The 15050-nt window shown below is 64.7% G+C and carries 13 protein-coding genes and 2 tRNA genes; 2 read left to right on the top strand and 13 right to left on the bottom strand.

The genetic code is table 11. The features are described 5' to 3' along the window. Positions 1 to 97: 97 nt before the first annotated feature. The 3 genes from ABRP34_RS13835 to ABRP34_RS13825 form a co-directional block, all read right to left on the bottom strand. On the bottom strand, positions 98 to 565 hold the full coding sequence (locus tag ABRP34_RS13835) for a carboxymuconolactone decarboxylase family protein (RefSeq protein WP_353710606.1): 468 nt from the start codon (positions 563 to 565) through the stop codon (positions 98 to 100). Between the two features lie 614 nt (positions 566 to 1179). After that, complete coding sequence (locus ABRP34_RS13830; RefSeq protein ID WP_353710605.1) at positions 1180 to 2061, bottom strand: rhomboid family intramembrane serine protease; 882 nt, start codon at positions 2059 to 2061, stop codon at positions 1180 to 1182. 4 nt (positions 2062 to 2065) lie between these two features. Then, complete coding sequence (locus tag ABRP34_RS13825; protein WP_003800238.1) at positions 2066 to 2611, bottom strand: peptidylprolyl isomerase; 546 nt, start codon at positions 2609 to 2611, stop codon at positions 2066 to 2068. A 156-nt stretch (positions 2612 to 2767) separates the two neighbouring features. On the opposite strand from ABRP34_RS13825, the gene ABRP34_RS13820 reads away from it, so the two are divergent. After that, complete coding sequence (locus tag ABRP34_RS13820) at positions 2768 to 3730, top strand: hypothetical protein (protein WP_353710604.1); 963 nt, start codon at positions 2768 to 2770, stop codon at positions 3728 to 3730. Between the two features lie 145 nt (positions 3731 to 3875). Next, positions 3876 to 4745: a glycosyltransferase family 2 protein gene (locus tag ABRP34_RS13815; RefSeq protein WP_043418238.1), complete on the top strand. Its 870-nt coding sequence runs from the start codon at positions 3876 to 3878 to the stop codon at positions 4743 to 4745. A 22-nt stretch (positions 4746 to 4767) separates the two neighbouring features. Here the strand turns inward: ABRP34_RS13815 and ABRP34_RS13810 are convergent, their stop codons facing one another. The 10 genes from ABRP34_RS13810 to gnd form a co-directional block, all read right to left on the bottom strand. Next, positions 4768 to 5691, bottom strand: coding sequence for a DMT family transporter (locus ABRP34_RS13810; protein ID WP_353710603.1), 924 nt, complete (start codon positions 5689 to 5691; stop codon positions 4768 to 4770). Between the two features lie 117 nt (positions 5692 to 5808). Next, a tRNA-Ala gene (locus ABRP34_RS13805) sits at positions 5809 to 5884 on the bottom strand. Between the two features lie 71 nt (positions 5885 to 5955). Then, positions 5956 to 6075 carry a DLW-39 family protein gene (locus tag ABRP34_RS13800; RefSeq protein WP_217491532.1) on the bottom strand — a complete coding sequence of 40 codons (120 nt, stop codon included), beginning with the start codon at positions 6073 to 6075 and terminating at the stop codon, positions 5956 to 5958. A gap of 70 nt (positions 6076 to 6145) precedes the next feature. After that, a tRNA-Ile gene (locus ABRP34_RS13795) sits at positions 6146 to 6219 on the bottom strand. Positions 6220 to 6316: 97 nt separating this feature from the next. Next, positions 6317 to 6973, bottom strand: coding sequence for a DUF3566 domain-containing protein (locus tag ABRP34_RS13790; RefSeq protein WP_003800229.1), 657 nt, complete (start codon positions 6971 to 6973; stop codon positions 6317 to 6319). After that, positions 6970 to 9705, bottom strand: coding sequence for a DNA gyrase subunit A (gene gyrA / locus ABRP34_RS13785; protein ID WP_003800228.1), 2736 nt, complete (start codon positions 9703 to 9705; stop codon positions 6970 to 6972). The genes ABRP34_RS13790 and gyrA overlap by 4 nt, the downstream gene beginning before the upstream one ends. Before the next feature lie 58 nt (positions 9706 to 9763). Continuing rightward, positions 9764 to 11854 (bottom strand): DNA topoisomerase (ATP-hydrolyzing) subunit B, encoded by a 2091-nt coding sequence (gene gyrB, locus ABRP34_RS13780; protein ID WP_353710602.1) that lies wholly within the window; start codon positions 11852 to 11854, stop codon positions 9764 to 9766. A 429-nt stretch (positions 11855 to 12283) separates the two neighbouring features. Beyond that, on the bottom strand, positions 12284 to 12841 hold the full coding sequence (locus tag ABRP34_RS13775) for a DciA family protein (RefSeq protein ID WP_353710601.1): 558 nt from the start codon (positions 12839 to 12841) through the stop codon (positions 12284 to 12286). Further along, on the bottom strand, positions 12828 to 14030 hold the full coding sequence (gene recF / locus ABRP34_RS13770; protein WP_353710600.1) for a DNA replication/repair protein RecF: 1203 nt from the start codon (positions 14028 to 14030) through the stop codon (positions 12828 to 12830). The genes ABRP34_RS13775 and recF overlap by 14 nt, the downstream gene beginning before the upstream one ends. A 60-nt stretch (positions 14031 to 14090) precedes the next feature. Next, on the bottom strand, positions 14091 to 14975 hold the full coding sequence (gnd, locus tag ABRP34_RS13765) for a phosphogluconate dehydrogenase (NAD(+)-dependent, decarboxylating) (RefSeq protein ID WP_003800220.1): 885 nt from the start codon (positions 14973 to 14975) through the stop codon (positions 14091 to 14093). Positions 14976 to 15050: the final 75 nt, after the last annotated feature.

Raw genomic sequence — 15050 nt, 5'->3', positions numbered from 1 at the left:
TGCCCGGTTGGCGCCCCCGGATGCCAGAAACTTGCATTTTCCAAGTTATTAACAGTTGTGGAAATGACTGTGGAAAACCCCCGGCATCCAGCCATGTTTACCCCTGTTCAGCCCGGACGGGATGCTGGCTGGTGATGGAAACGCGATTGAAGGCGTTCATTGCGATGGCCAGCCAGCTCACCGCCGAGTACTGCTCGTCCGTAAGGTGCTCCCGCGCGTAGGCGTCTTCCAGGCCCCGCGTGCGGGCTTCGGGGAGAACCGTGATGCTCTCGGCCAGGGCCAGCGCGGCCCGCTCGTGGTCCTCGAACACCGCAGTGTCCCGCCAGGCTGGCAGGACGGCCAGTCGCTGTGTGGATTCACCACCCTTGACCGCGTCCGTGACGTGCATGTCGAGGCAATAGGCGCAGCCGTTGATCTGCGATATCCGGACGTTGAGCAGTTCGATGAGCTTCTCATCCAGGCCTGCCTCAATCACCGCTTCCTTGGCCTTTAGCCCCAGCCCGTTCAGCGCCCGCCAGGCTGCTGGGTGGTGCTTGTCGAGGAAGATATGGCTGTGGGTACTCACGTAATTGCTCCTTGGGGGTCCGGACGGGCTCACCTCGCGGCTGTCAGTCAGAGACTACACGGGGACGCTGTGGACAGGGTGAGGGTTATCCACTTAGCAACAGGCGACTGCCCACAATTTATCCACAGGTGGGGAAAACTTGTGGGCATCGGCGGCCTGAACGGCATGATCTAGGCCTTGTGAGGCATCCGAACGGTGGAATGACGCCTCTGTGAGTTATTAACAGTGTGAATAACCCTGTTGAAACGGCACCCTCAAAACCCCCGCTCGCTCCCTCAAGTGTCCGTTTACGCCCAGAACACCCGGTCAGGGTGAAATTTGGGTGAAGTTGTCCACTTAACCACAGCGGCAGGTCCGAAAGTTATCCACAGGTGTGGACGGAAGCGTGCATATTGATCGCGAGTGGCCCAGCGGCCCGGTATCTCGGGGTCCGACCAGTGAGTTACAGCTGTGTAAGTTATTAACAGTGTGGATAACCGCTGTGGAAAACCCAACCGCTGGGTGCGATCCCGTCACCTCGTGAGGGAACTTCGCGGGGGCACAAAAATGGCCCCCGCTTCGGAAAGCGGGGGCAACGGGGGAGGGGACCGCCGGCTAGTTGCCGGACACCAGCGTCAGGCGGCTGCGAGCACCCGGTACCAGGAAGCAACCGCCAGGAGGGCCAGAACGAGCGCCAGCCCTCCGGCCTGCAGGGTGGTGCGTCGCGGGCCGCGCGGGACGTAGGCGATGGCGGCCGCGCACAGGGCGCCCGTGATGAAACCGCCCAGATGGGCCTGCCAGGCAATCTGCGGCACCATGAAGCCGATCACGCCGTTGATTGCTATCAGTACCCAGAGCTGCCTCGTCTCCCCGCCACGGTGGCGCTGCACCACGAGCATGGCGCCGAACAGCCCGAAAATAGCGCCGGAAGCACCAACCAGGCCCACGGGGCCGCCCTCGGGCAGGATCGGTGTCAACAGCAGGTAGCCCACCGACCCGCCGATGGCGGACAGCAGGTACACGGCAAGGAAACGGATCCGGCCCAGCAGCGGTTCGAGCGCCTGGCCAAAAATCCACAGCGTGTACATGTTCAGGACGATGTGGAGCAGGAAACCCTGGGAGTGCAGAAAAGCCGAGGTGAGCATGCGCCAAGGCTGGAACACCCCGTACTCGGGCGTGGCGTAAACCGACGCGTAGGCGAGGGTCCGGAACACCGCGTTTCCGGGAAGCACCCACTGCAAAACAAACAGCAGGGCGCACGCGGCGATGATTGCGTACGTCACCACAGGCTTGCCGGACGCAACGGCACCGCCGTAAACGGTCCGTGCTGTCGGCGTCGTACGCCTTGCTTCGTTGACGCAGTCAACGCACTGGAACCCGACGGCGGCCGCGCGCTGGCACTCGGGGCATGCCGGCCGCCCACAACGCTGGCAGCTGACATACGAGGGCCGGTCCGGGTGCCGGGGGCACACCGGTACCTGCGCTGACGGCTCCGCCGCCGGAGTTCCGTAGCTCATGCGGCTAGAGCTGCTCGATATCGATGCTGTTGATGGTCACATCTTCAACCGGGCGGTCGCCCATTCCGGTGCGGACACCTTCAATGGCGTCCACAACCTTCTTGGACTCGTCGTCGGCAACCTCACCGAAGATGCTGTGCTTGCCCTGCAGCCAGTCGGTGGGGATGGTGGTGATGAAGAACTGTGAACCGTTGGTTCCCTTGCCCATCTGGATGCCGGCGTTGGCCATGGCCAGCTTGTACGGAGCGCTGAAGCTCAGCTCGGGGTGGATCTCGTCGTCGAACCGGTAGCCCGGTCCGCCGGTGCCGCGGCCCAGCGGGTCGCCGGCCTGGATCATGAAGTCTTTGATGATGCGGTGGAAGATGGTGCCGTTGTACAGCGGCGTGCCGGTCTTGTCCTCGCCGGTCTCCGGGTGGGTCCAGGCCTGTTCGCCCGTGGCCAGTCCGATGAAGTTCTTGACAGTCTTGGGCGCGTGGTTGCCGAAGAGGTTCACAACGATGTCGCCGAGGCTGGTGTGGATGGTTGCTTTTGCAGTTGCTGAGGCAGTCATAGGGTCATTCTTTCACGGCGGGTCAACGCGAACCCGAGCGGAAAAGACAGTTCCGCGCTCGGTGAAATCCACCGTGAATCCGCCGGAACGATAGCAGCCCGGCTGTTCGTACACGTAGGCTAACAACAGAACCGTCACATTAATCGGGAGGTAGTTGTGAAGAAATCGGATCGTATTGCCCGCGAACTGGAGTTGTCGGTCAGTTCTGCAGTCGAGAACGCAAAAGACCGCGTGGAAGCAGCAGTGGACTGGGCAGTTCCGCGCCTGCAGCACGGCATTGATACCGCTTCCCCCAAGATCCAGGAGGGGCTCAAGGTGGCGGCACACAACCTTGCCGACGGCGTCGCCACGGTCACGCCGCGCCTCCAGGACGGCCTGGCGCAGCTTGCCCCCAAAATCCACGACGTCGTGGAGGGCGCCCCGCCGCGGCTGCACGAGGCCCTGGACAAGGCAACTCCCGTCATTGCCCAGGCCCGCGACCGTGTAGTGGTTGAGTACCTGCCCCGGCTCTCGGACCAGATCGGGACCGCCTCCGAGGCTGTCCACAGGACGCTCGAGAGCACCCCGGCCCGTGTTGACGCCGTGGCCCAGAGACTCGGCGACGTCGGCATCATCCACACCATCCAGGAACAGGCTCATGTGGCCGGCGGCCACCTGAAGTCAGCCGCCAACGAGGCCAGCCGGGCAGTGACGGGCAAGGCGCTGGTGGTGGAGCCCCAGAAGCCGAAGAAGCGCGGGCTCCTCATTGTCGGTGTGATCGCCGCGGCCGTGGCCGCCGGCGTTGCCGCGTGGAAGGCATCAAAGCCGGTTGAGGATCCCTGGAAGACCCCCGCACCCGTGACCCCCGCTCCGTCGACGCCGGCCGCAACCACCCCGGCAGCGTCCGGCACCGGTGTTGGATCGGCCGCCGCGACGCCGGCTCCGGTTCCGGCGGCAACCACGTCGACTTCCCTGGAAGAGCTGGCTTCCCTGGAAGAGGACAACGCCGAAGGCTCTGACAAGGCTAAGCACGTTGCCGAGGACACCGATACCGTTGCCGGCGAAGTCTCCACCGATGCAAAGACCGCGGTGAAGAACATCGCGTCCAACATTGAGAACGGTGCCGACAAGAAGGCTTAATTAGGGCCCCGTCAGGGCTGGTTACAGGAGGGGTTCCGCTTCGGTGGAGCCCCTCCTGCCGTCTCTGCCGGATTATCAGGACCCCTCTCCGCCTGACAGGCACGGTGCCGCCGGGATGGAAAGCATCGATGCTAAGTTTGAGGTGATGTCACCCGATAGATCCGACGAGGATGCCTTGACTGACACTGAGCCGCGCGTATCGATTGTTATTCCGGCCTACAACGAGGAAAGTGTCATCCGGCAGTGCCTGATCGCGGCGGTGTACCAGTCGGTTCCGGCGCACGAGATCATCGTGGTGGACAACATGTCCAAGGACCGCACAGCGTCGATTGTTACGCAGATGCAGCAGGAGTACCCGGAGAGCCCCATCATCCTGCTCCGCCAGGACAGGGAACAGGGACTCATCCCTACCCGCAATTTCGGCCTGGACAACGCCACCGGGGACATCCTTGGCCGGATCGACGCCGACTCCGTGGTCGAACCTGACTGGGTGGAGCAGGTGCAGAAGGCCTTCGAGGACCTGTCCACGTCGGCGGCCACCGGGCCCGTGGTCTACTACGACATGCCGATGCGGCGCTTCGGCCTCAAGGCAGATGACAAGATGCGCCAGCTGATGCTCAAGCTGGCCAAGCACCAATACCACTTCCTGTTCGGCTCCAACATGGCCCTCCGCCGCTCTGCGTGGGAGACCATCCGCAGCGAAACCTGCCGGGACGAAAGGGACGAGATGCACGAGGACATCGACCTGTCCCTGCATCTCGCGGACCACGACCTCAAGGTCCAGTACTGGCCGCAGATGGTCTCCGGGATGTCGGCCCGCCGGCTCGAGGACTCACCCCGTGACTACCGGTATTACGTGACACGCTTCGACCGTACCTACAAGGCCCACAACGTGAAGAAGATGGCCCTTAAGGCACCCATGGTGGTGTTCTTCTCGGTATATTTCCCAGCCAAGCTGCTGCGCGCCATCCACACCGTCAACACCAGCCAGCCGGTCCGCCGCGGCGGGCAGTGACCCCGGCGGGCGGCCGCCGTCGTCAGTCAGCCCCCAGCTCCGCCACCGGGCGTTCCCCGGCCGGTTTGTCCCGCCTGCCCTTGCCGTTCCGCTGTCCGGCCACCACGACGGCGAGGCCCACGAGGATGAGCGACAGTCCGGCATAGGTGCCTGCCGGCAGTGTCTCGTTCAGGAACACGGCGGCCAGCAGGGCCGCACCCGGTATTTCAAGCAGGATGATCATGGACACCAGCAGCGGGCTCATCGTGGCCAGCAGGTGGTTGAATGCCGTATGTCCCACGAGCTGGGCGCACACGGTGATGGCCAGAATTCCCAGCCAGCCACCGGCGTCGAACCCGGTCAGGGGCTGGTGGGTGAAGGCTGCCAGCACCGCTACCAGGACAGCACACATGCTGTAGCAGAGGGCCGTGTAGGTCCCGGTGGTCATGCTCTGCCGGGCCCGGCCTCCGGCCAGAGTGTAGATTCCCGCAAGGAGTCCGCCGGCCATGGCCAGGACGTCACCCAGCAGGGCGTCCGGGGAGGTGCCCATGTCGAAACCTGTGATGGCCACTACACCGCCGAAGGAGACGCCAAGGCCAACCAGGACCTGCCAGCGGTGCCGCACACCGCGGAACAGCTGGATGATGGCGATCCAGGCGGACTGCAGGCAGACGAGTGCCGTGGCGGCAGCCACGGAGGTCAGCTGCAGGGACGTGATGAAGCAGGCGAAGTGCAGGGCCAGGGCTACGGCCGCAACGAGCGACCAGCGGAACTCATAGCGCCCGATGCGGCCGAAGAGGCGCGGCTCCCGGATCAGGGTGGGGGTGGCCATGACGGCTGCCGCGATGGCATTGCGCCAGAAGGCGATGGCGAGGGCCGTGACAGTGGTGGCGCCGAGGGTGGCGGCGATGAGCGGTCCTGACGAAGCCACGCCCAGGACGCCCAGGGCTGCAAGGAAGAGATTCACGCTCCCACAGTAATGTGCAGACCGTGCCCCGCTGGTTGAGCCTGTCGAAACCAGGGTCCGAACTATGTTCCGGCAACGCGAAAGGTCCCGGCCGTTTCCGACCGGGACCTTTTCTTATGGTGGAGGCACGGGGACTCGAACCCCGAACCCCCTGCTTGCAAAGCAGGTGCGCTACCAATTGCGCCATGCCCCCATAAGAAGCAACCCGTCCATCATACCCTAGTTCCGGATCCTGGCTGACCAGCATCCGTACCGCTAACCGGGCTATTCAACCTTGTCGGTTGATTCGCTCCAGACAGTTTTCCGGGCTTCGGATTCCTGCACCTTCTTCTTGTAGAAGAGGACGCCTGCGACCGCAGCTGCAATAACCAGCAACTTCTTCACACGCACCCCGTTCCGGCTTGATTCCAGTGGAATCCAGCCTAAACCTCTACTTGAACCTGTGCAGGTTCCGTGGGCGTACCAGGACTTGAACCTGGGACCTCTTCGTTATCAGCGAAGCGCTCTAACCGCCTGAGCTATACGCCCCGATGCCTCATCGGGCCGAGACAAGACTCTACAGCACATCCCGGCCCGATCTCAAATCGAGGCATTCCTGCGGGGTTTTCCGCGGAAAGACAGGGTTTTAATCGTCCGTCAGGGTCACGCCGATGCCGCCAACAAGGGTTGCCGAAATGTTGTACAGCACGGCTGACAGCATGGACAGGGCCGTCAGCAGCACAACATTCACGACGGCGATGATCGTAGCGAACGATGCCACCTGGCCGAGCGACGCGACCTTCTTCAGTTCGAAGCCGCCGCCCTCAGACCCGGCGAGCGTTCCCAGCAGGCTGTCCACCTGGTCGAAGATGCCGGTCAGGTCCAGCACGGTCCACAGCACAATGGCGGCCACCACCGTGACGATGCCAAGCGCGACGGACAGCAGGAACGCCATTTTCAGGACGGACCAGGGGTCAACCTTGCTGACCAAGAGCCGGGCGCGGCGCACCTTGGCCTTGGGAGCCGGCTTGACCAGTCCGGGCGCACCCTGTGCGGCCTGGGGCCGCTGTCCGGGGACTGCCGGGCGCTGTGCCGGCGCGGCCGGCCTCTGTCCCTGCGGGCGCTGCCCTGCGGGCGCCGGGCGCTGTCCCGCAGCTGCAGGACGCTGTCCCGGAACGCCCGACGGCGTGGCCGGGCTCTGCTGGGGACGCACCGGGGCATTCACCCGGGGAGCGGATGCCGGCTGACGCATCCCGCCGGGACCATTACTGCTCGGCTTGGGAAATGAGTCGGAATTGCTCACTCGTTACCTCCGGTGTTGTCTTCGTTCGCCTCAGCATCGCCGGACGTTCCTTCTGCTTCATCGGCCAGTCCTGAAGCCTCCTCGGCGGATTCCTCGTCTGGTCCGGCATCTTCAGCCAACGTTACGTCATCAGCGGCGATAGCCAAGATTTCTGACGCACTGGGTTCATCGGTGTGGTCGGCCTCTGACTCCCGCTCGGCGCTGGCTTCAACTTCCTCTTCCAGGCCGCGTTCGGTATTGCGGGCAACCTCGATGATGCGGTCGTTCTTGTCCGGCTTCGCGAAGATGACGCCCATGGTGTCCCGGCCCTTGGCAGGGACGCCGGCCACGGATGACCGGACCACCTTGCCGCCGCCCATGACCACCAGGACCTCGTCTTCCTCCTGGACCACCAGGGCACCCACAAGATCCCCGCGTTCCTCGGCGAGCTTGGCTACCTTGATGCCCAGGCCGCCGCGGCCCTGCAGCCGGTATTCCTCGACGGCGGTGCGCTTGGCGTAGCCGCCTTCGGTCACGACGAACACGTAGGAGCCCTCGGCCACCACGTTCATGGCGAGCAGTTCGTCGTCCTCGCGGAACTTCATGCCTGTCACGCCGGACGTGGCGCGGCCCATGGGGCGCAGCGCGTCATCGGTGGCCGTGAACCGGATCGACTGGCCCTTGCGGGACACCAGCATGAGGTCATCCGTCTCGGAAACGAGCTGCGCGGAGACCAGTTCGTCCTCGTCCCGGAGGTTGATGGCGATGACGCCGGCGGACCGGTTGGTGTCGTAGTCCTCCAGCCGGGTCTTCTTGACCAGGCCACGCTTGGTGGCCAGCACCAGGTAGGGCGCGTGTTGGTAGTCCTTCAGGTCCAGCACCTGGGCGATGTGCTCGTCCGGCTGGAAGGCCAGCAGGTTGGCCACATGCTGGCCCTTGGTGTCGCGCCCGCCCTCGGCAAGTTCGTAGGCCTTGGCCCGGTACACGCGGCCGAAGTTGGTGAAGAACAGCAGCCAGTGGTGGGTGGTGGTGACGAAGAAGTGCTCCACCACGTCATCGCCGCGCAGCTGGGCACCCTTGATGCCTTTGCCGCCGCGCTGCTGCGAACGGTAGTTGTCACTCCGCGTCCGCTTGACGTAGCCGCCGCGGGTGATGGTGACCACCACTTCCTCTTCGGGAATGAGGTCTTCCATGGACATGTCGCCGTCGTAGCCCATCAGGATCTGGGTGCGGCGGTCGTCCCCGTGCTTGGCCACGATCTCGGCGAGTTCCTCGCTGATGATCGAGCGCTGGCGTTCCTCCGAGGCCAGGATCGCGTTGTATTCGGCGATCATCGCTTCGAGTTCGGCGTGGCGGTCCTGGATCTTCTGGCGTTCCAGGGCAGCGAGCCGGCGCAGCTGCATGTCGAGGATGGCGCGGGCCTGGATCTCGTCGATGTCCAGCAACTGCATGAGGCCATCCCGGGCTGCCTCAGTGGTGCTCGAGGCCCGGATCAGGGCGATGACCTCGTCCAGCATGTCCAGGGCCTTAAGCAGCGCACGCAGGATGTGCGCTTCTTCCTCGGCCTTCCGCAGGCGGTAGCGGGTGCGCCGGGCGATGACATCCAGCTGGTGGGTGACCCAGTGCCGGATGAAGGCGTCAAGGCTGAGAGTGCGCGGCACTCCGTCCACGATCGCCAGCATGTTCGCGCCGAAGTTCTCCTGCAGCTGGGTGTGCTTGTAGAGGTTGTTCAGCACCACCTTGGCGACGGCGTCGCGCTTCAGGACGATGACCAGGCGCTGGCCGGTGCGGCCGGACGTCTCGTCGCGGAGGTCGGCGATGCCCTGGACCTTGCCGTCCTTGACCAGTTCGGCGATCTTGATGGCCAGGTTGTCCGGGTTCGCCTGGTAGGGCAGCTCGGTGACGACGAGGCAGGTCCGTCCCTGCAGCTCCTCGACATTGACCACGGCGCGCATGGTGATGGAACCGCGGCCGGTGCGGTAGGCGTCCTCGATGCCCTTGTGGCCCAGGATGGTGGCGCCGGTGGGGAAATCGGGTCCCTTGATGCGCTTGAGCAGTTCTTCGAGGAGCTGCTCGCGGCTGGCGGTCGGGTTGGCCAGGTACCACTGGACGCCATCGGCAACTTCGCGGAGGTTGTGCGGCGGGATGTTGGTGGCCATGCCGACGGCGATGCCTGAGGACCCGTTGACCAGCAGGTTGGGGAACCGCGCCGGGAGGATCGTGGGTTCCTGGTTCTTGCCGTCATAGTTGTCCTGGAAGTCGACGGTCTCCTCGTCGATGTCCCGGACCATTTCCATGGCCAGCGGTGCCATCTTGGTTTCCGTGTACCTCGGAGCCGCAGCGCCGTCGTTGCCGGGCGAGCCGAAGTTGCCCTGGCCGAGCGCCAGCGGGTACCGCATGGTCCAGTCCTGGATCAGGCGTACCAGCGCATCGTAGATGGCCGTGTCACCGTGCGGGTGGTACTGGCCCATGACCTCGCCGACCACACGAGCACACTTGTTGAAGGCGCGGTCCGGGCGGTAGCCGCCGTCGAACATCGCATACAGCACGCGGCGGTGGACGGGCTTCAGCCCGTCCCGTACGTCCGGCAGCGCACGGCCGACGATAACGGCCATCGCATAGTCGAGGTAGGAGCGCTGCATCTCCGTCTGCAGGTCCACCTGCTCCACGCGGTCGACCAGCACGTCGCCCTCCAGCACCGGCTCCGTGCCGTCCGGAGACTCCGCCGGGACCTCGGGTGTTTCGTCACTCATAGTCTGTATTTTCCGTTTCAGGTATATGTCAGTTCGGGAATATCAAGTGCGGAATCCGCTAGATATCGAGGAACCTGACGTCCTTGGCGTTCTGCTGGATGAAGTTTCGGCGCGACTCGACGTCCTCGCCCATCAGCACGGCGAAAATCTGGTCTGCGGCGGCTGCGTCCTCCATGGTCACTTGCAGGAGGGTGCGCCGGTCCGGGTCCATGGTGGTGTCCCAGAGCTCTGTGTAATCCATCTCGCCCAGACCCTTGTAGCGCTGGATGCCGTTTTCCTTCGGAATGCGGCGGCCTGCTGCCTGACCGGAAACCAGGACGGCGTCGCGCTCACGGTCGCTGAAGACGTAGTCATGCGGTGCGTTGGACCACTTGATCCGGTACAGCGGCGGCTGCGCGAGGTAGACGTAGCCGTTCTCGATCAGGGGGCGCATGTAGCGGAACAGCAGCGTCATCAGCAGCGTGGTGATGTGCTGGCCGTCGACGTCGGCATCGGCCATCAGCACGATCTTGTGGTAGCGCAGCTTGCTGAGGTCGAAGTCCTCGCCAATGCCGGTCCCGAATGCTGTGATCATGGACTGCACCTCGTTGTTGCCCAGGGCCTTGTCCAGGCGGGCACGCTCCACGTTCAGGATCTTGCCGCGGAGCGGAAGGATGGCCTGCGTTTCGGGGTTGCGCCCGCGCTTGGCCGAACCGCCTGCCGAGTCACCCTCCACCAGGTAGACCTCGCACTTGGAGGGATCCTTCGAGGAGCAGTCCGAGAGCTTGCCAGGCATGCCGAAGGACTCCAGCGGGCTCTTCCGGCGCGCGTTGTCGCGGGCCTTGCGCGCGGCCATGCGGGCCTGGGCCGCCGAAATGGCTTTGCGGATGACGTCCTTGGCGGGGCCGGGGTTGCGCTCCAGCCAGTCGCCGAGCTGGTCGGTGACCACGCGCTGCACAAAGCCCTTGACCTCGGAGTTGCCCAGCTTGGTTTTGGTCTGGCCCTCGAACTGTGGTTCGGACAGCTTCACGGAGATGACGGCCGTCAGGCCCTCGCGGATGTCGTCACCGGTAAGGTTCTCATCTTTTTCCTTGATGATGGCCTTCTCGCGCGCATAGCGGTTGATGAGCGACGTCATCGCGGCGCGGAACCCCTCTTCGTGGGTGCCGCCCTCGTGGGTGTTGATCGTGTTGGCGTACGTGTGGACGCTTTCGGAGTACGCCGTGGTCCACTGCATCGCCATTTCGACGGCGATATGCCGCTCGGTGTCCTCAGTCTCGAAGGCGATGACGTCCTCGTGGACAACATCCACCTTCTTGCTGGAGTTCAGGTGCTTTACGTAGTCGAGGAGGCCGTCGTTGTACTGGTACACCACGGTGCGGTGCTCGGCGAGGACCTCGCCCTCGGTGAGCACGCCGTCAAGGTCCAGGTCGCCGGCGTCGTCCGTGCCGGCAGCCGTTTGGCGCTCGTCCGTCAGGGTGATTTTCAGCCCCTTGTTGAGGAAGGCCATCTGCTGGAAACGCGCGCGGAGCGTCTCGAAGTCGAACTCGGTGGATTCGAAGATGCTCGGATCCGGGTAGAAGGTCTGGGTGGTTCCGGTCTCGGCCGTTTCCTCGCCCTGGACCAGGGCACCCTGCGGCTTGCCCCCGTCGGCAAAGGACATGCGCCAGACGTGGCCCTGCCTGCGGACTTCCGTGTTCACGCGGGTGGAGAGGGCGTTGACCACGGAAATGCCCACGCCGTGGAGGCCACCGGACACGGCGTAGCCGCCGCCGCCGAACTTGCCGCCGGCGTGCAGGATGGTCATGACCACCTCAACCGTGGGCTTGCCCTCGGTGGGGTGGATGTCCACCGGAATCCCGCGGCCGTCGTCGGATACCTTGACACCGCCGTCCGCCTGCAGAACAACTTCGATGTGCGTACAGTAGCCTGCGAGGGCCTCATCCACGGAGTTGTCCACCACTTCGTACACCAGGTGGTGCAGGCCGCGCAGACCGGTGGAGCCGATGTACATGCCGGGCCGTTTCCGTACGGCCTCGAGTCCCTCAAGAACGGTGATGTCGCTGGCGCCGTACTCCCGCGGTGTGGCAGCCTCAGCCGGGGCGCCGGACGTCCGGGCATCCTCCGTTACAGGCTCCACTGCCTCGATATCTGCATTGTCGTTAGCCACAGGCGCTTTCGACTCCTCTATGTTCGATGATGGCCGGCCTCCGCCGTCCGCCGGGAAAAAGGGCGTCCGCCAAAAGGCACGTCACTGCCAGCGCCAGCTGCTGAGTTGACGCGCAGAACCGTTTTCCCGCACGGAAAAAGCGCGGGAAAACGGACTCAGTCAACGTTTCACCGGCGCCCAGTTATCTAGAGGAATTCTATCGTGAAACACGGTCGATCCCTGCATTGGCGGGGCGATGAGGCGGCTCAATGTGCCTCTCGCTGGCCATTGGCCCCGCCTGCAAGGCTCCAGCAGTCCCCTTTTTGGACTCCTATACGGCCGACGGCGGTTTGAGCGCCCTGCACGCCGTTTGGGCTTTGTTCCCGGCAGGCAGAATCGGAAGGAGACGCACCCGGCGGATCCAGTCCCGGCAGTCCCTGGTTGTGGCCGCTATCCGTAGGTGTCCCTGGGCCCGCGTCCGTTGACGGTGCGTCCACCCTTGCGCCAGCTGGGTGCTGACGGGCCCAGCACCTGGATGCTGGTGACCACGCCGTCACCGAGTTCGGTGCGGAACTTTTCGAGCAGGCTTATGCTGAGCAGCCGCAGCTGCGTGGCCCAGGCCGTGGAGTCGCACCGGACATGAAGGGTGGTGTCCGTGAAGCTTTCCGGGGTGCAGTGGGCAGCGATTTCAGGGCCCACGAGCGCCGGCCACTCGGCCATGACCGAGCCGACGGCCACCGGGGAGGTCCAGCCTCGCTCGGCAACCAGCCGGCCCACGACTTTCCCCAGTCCCAGGGGGTCGCGTCCGGTGGAGTGGAACTGGCTGAAGCCCCGCGTTCCCTGGGCTGCGGTGCGCGGTTTTTGGCTGGCGCCTGCCCGCGGCGCCTTGCGGCGGACCTCTCCACGGGCGGCCGCTGCGTCACGCATCCTGTTCAGCGCAGCCTGGGCGGCATCGATTTCATCGGGATCGCGGCCTGGCTGCAGGCCGCCGTCCTTATCCCTGTTCATCGATTCCTCCCGGGATTACCTTCACCCGCCGGCCCGCAAGCTCGTCCGGAATATCGGCGTCGACGGCGGCGGTCACCAGCACCTGCTCGGCGCCGGCAACTATTGCGGCCAGTTTACGCCGCCGCTGGACATCAAGTTCGGCGAAAACGTCGTCCAGGATGAGGATCGGCGCCGATCCTCCGGTGCGGGCGTCGTCAAGCATGACGTAGTAGGACGCCAGCCGCAGGGACAGGCACATGGACCACGTTTCACCGTGCGAGGCGTAGCCCTTGGCCGGGGCCTGCCCCAGCACCAGTTCCAGCTCGTCCCGGTGCGGACCCACCAGCGAGATGCCGCGTTCGAGTTCCTTGCGGCGGGACGCCGCGAAGGCCTGCACGTAGCGTTCGGCAAGGTCGTCCACGGACAGCGGGCGGAGATCCTCCGCCTGCTGTCCTGGCTCTGACGGTGCGGTCGAAGCGCCGGCCGGCTCGCCGTCGTCGTCCATCATGTTCTGCAGAGTTGAGCGGTAGACCGCATCCGCGGCCTTCGAGCCATCGGTGAGTTGGGCATAGGCACTGTTGAGGTGCGGCCGCAGGCGCTCTACGAGTTCCAGCCTGGCATGGAGCAGCTCCGCTCCGGCGCGAGCCATGTGCTGGTCCCAGACATCGAGGGTGGCTTCGTGGCCGGCGGTGAACTTTCCGGCCCGTGCTGACTTCAGCAGTGCGTTCCGTTGTTTAAGCACGCGGTCATAGTCGCTGCGGGTGGCGGCGTGCCGGGGAACCAGGCTCACCAGGAGCTCGTCCAGGAAGCGGCGGCGGTTCGAGGGATCGCCTTTGACCAGCGCCAGGTCCTCCGGAGCGAACAGGACCGTGTGGCAGATGCCCAGCAGATCGCGCGCACGGACGGGGTTGCTGCGGTTGATGCGGCCCCGGTTTGCCCGGCCGCCGTTGATCTCCAGCTCCAGGATGGTGGACTGTTCGCCCCGGACCAGCTTTGCCCGGATCAGGGCGCGGTCGGTTCCGAAGCGGAGCAACGGGCCGTCGGCACTGACCCGGTGTGAGCTGAGGGTTGCCAGGTAGCCGATGGCTTCCATCAGGTTGGTCTTGCCGATTCCGTTGGAGCCGACCAGAACCGTGACGCCCGGGTCAAACCGGAGATCAACCTGGGCGTAACTGCGGAAGTCGGTCAGGGACAGGTGTTCTAGGTACACGCGATCTTCGAATTCTCGGGAACCGCCGGTCCGGAAGACGGCCGGAACCCGGACACGGACTTACTTGGCCGGACGGGTGGCATGTCCGCCGAACTGGTGGCGCAGCGCGGACACCATTTTCATCGCCGGCGAGTTGTCCTCGCGGGAGGCGAAACGGGCAAAGAGTGCTGCGGTAATGGCGGGGGCCGGCACGGCATTGGCGATGGCCTCTTCCACGGTCCAGCGGCCTTCACCGGAGTCCTCGACGTAGTCGTCGATCGAGGCCAGTCCGGGATCCTCGTCCAGGGCCTTCACCATGAGGTCCAGCAGCCAGGACCGGACGACGGTTCCCTTCTGCCAGGCCCGGAAGGTTCCCGGGAGGTCCGTAACGATTTCCTTGGCGGCGAGGAGTTCGTAGCCTTCCGCGTAAGCCTGCATCAGGCCGTACTCGATGCCGTTGTGCACCATCTTGGCGTAGTGGCCTGCGCCGACGCCGCCCACGTGGACGAAGCTGTCCGCGCGGTCGCCTTCGGGTCGGAGCGCATCAAAGACGGGAAGGGCGCGCTCGATATCCTCGGCGTCGCCCCCGGCCATGAGCCCGTAGCCGTTCTGAAGGCCCCAGACTCCGCCGGAGACGCCGCAGTCAGCGAAGCGGATTCCCTTTTCGGCCAGGGCCGCCGCGTGCTTCTGGTCCTCGGTGAAGCGGGAGTTGCCGCCGTCGATCACCATGTCGCCGGGCTCCAGTTTGGCACCGAGCTCGGTGATGACGGCGTCGGTGATTTCACCGGACGGAACCATAACCCAGATGAGGCGGGGCGCAGGAAGGGCGGCGATGAGTTCGTCCGTGGTGGCGACATCGGTAACCTCGGGGTTGCGGTCGAACCCAGTGACTTCGATCCCGCCTTTGCGCAGCCGTTCGCGCATGTTGAAACCCATTTTTCCAAGGCCGATCAGTCCGATATGCACCGTGTGAACTCTTTTCTGCGCGGATGGTTAGGGATGGGCGGTCCACCCAACTAGGTAGCAGCTCAGGGCGTTCTG

Origin of the sequence: Arthrobacter sp. K5, assembly GCF_040448525.1 — a bacterium.
GTDB lineage: Bacteria > Actinomycetota > Actinomycetes > Actinomycetales > Micrococcaceae > Arthrobacter > Arthrobacter globiformis.
Note: the sequence above shows the minus strand (reverse complement) of the source record. Positions and strands in the feature narration are given on the sequence as shown.

Bases quoted from the DNA above. Each gene is read 5' to 3' on its own strand.
- ABRP34_RS13830 (WP_353710605.1), bottom strand. From the start codon at position 2,061: ATGAGCTACGGAACTCCGGCGGCGGAGCCGTCAGCGCAGGTACCGGTG.
- ABRP34_RS13825 (WP_003800238.1), bottom strand. From the start codon at position 2,611: ATGACTGCCTCAGCAACTGCAAAAGCAACCATCCACACCAGCCTCGGC.
- ABRP34_RS13815 (WP_043418238.1), top strand. From the start codon at position 3,876: ATGTCACCCGATAGATCCGACGAGGATGCCTTGACTGACACTGAGCCG.
- gyrA (WP_003800228.1), bottom strand. From the start codon at position 9,705: ATGAGTGACGAAACACCCGAGGTCCCGGCGGAGTCTCCGGACGGCACG.
- ABRP34_RS13775 (WP_353710601.1), bottom strand. From the start codon at position 12,841: ATGAACAGGGATAAGGACGGCGGCCTGCAGCCAGGCCGCGATCCCGAT.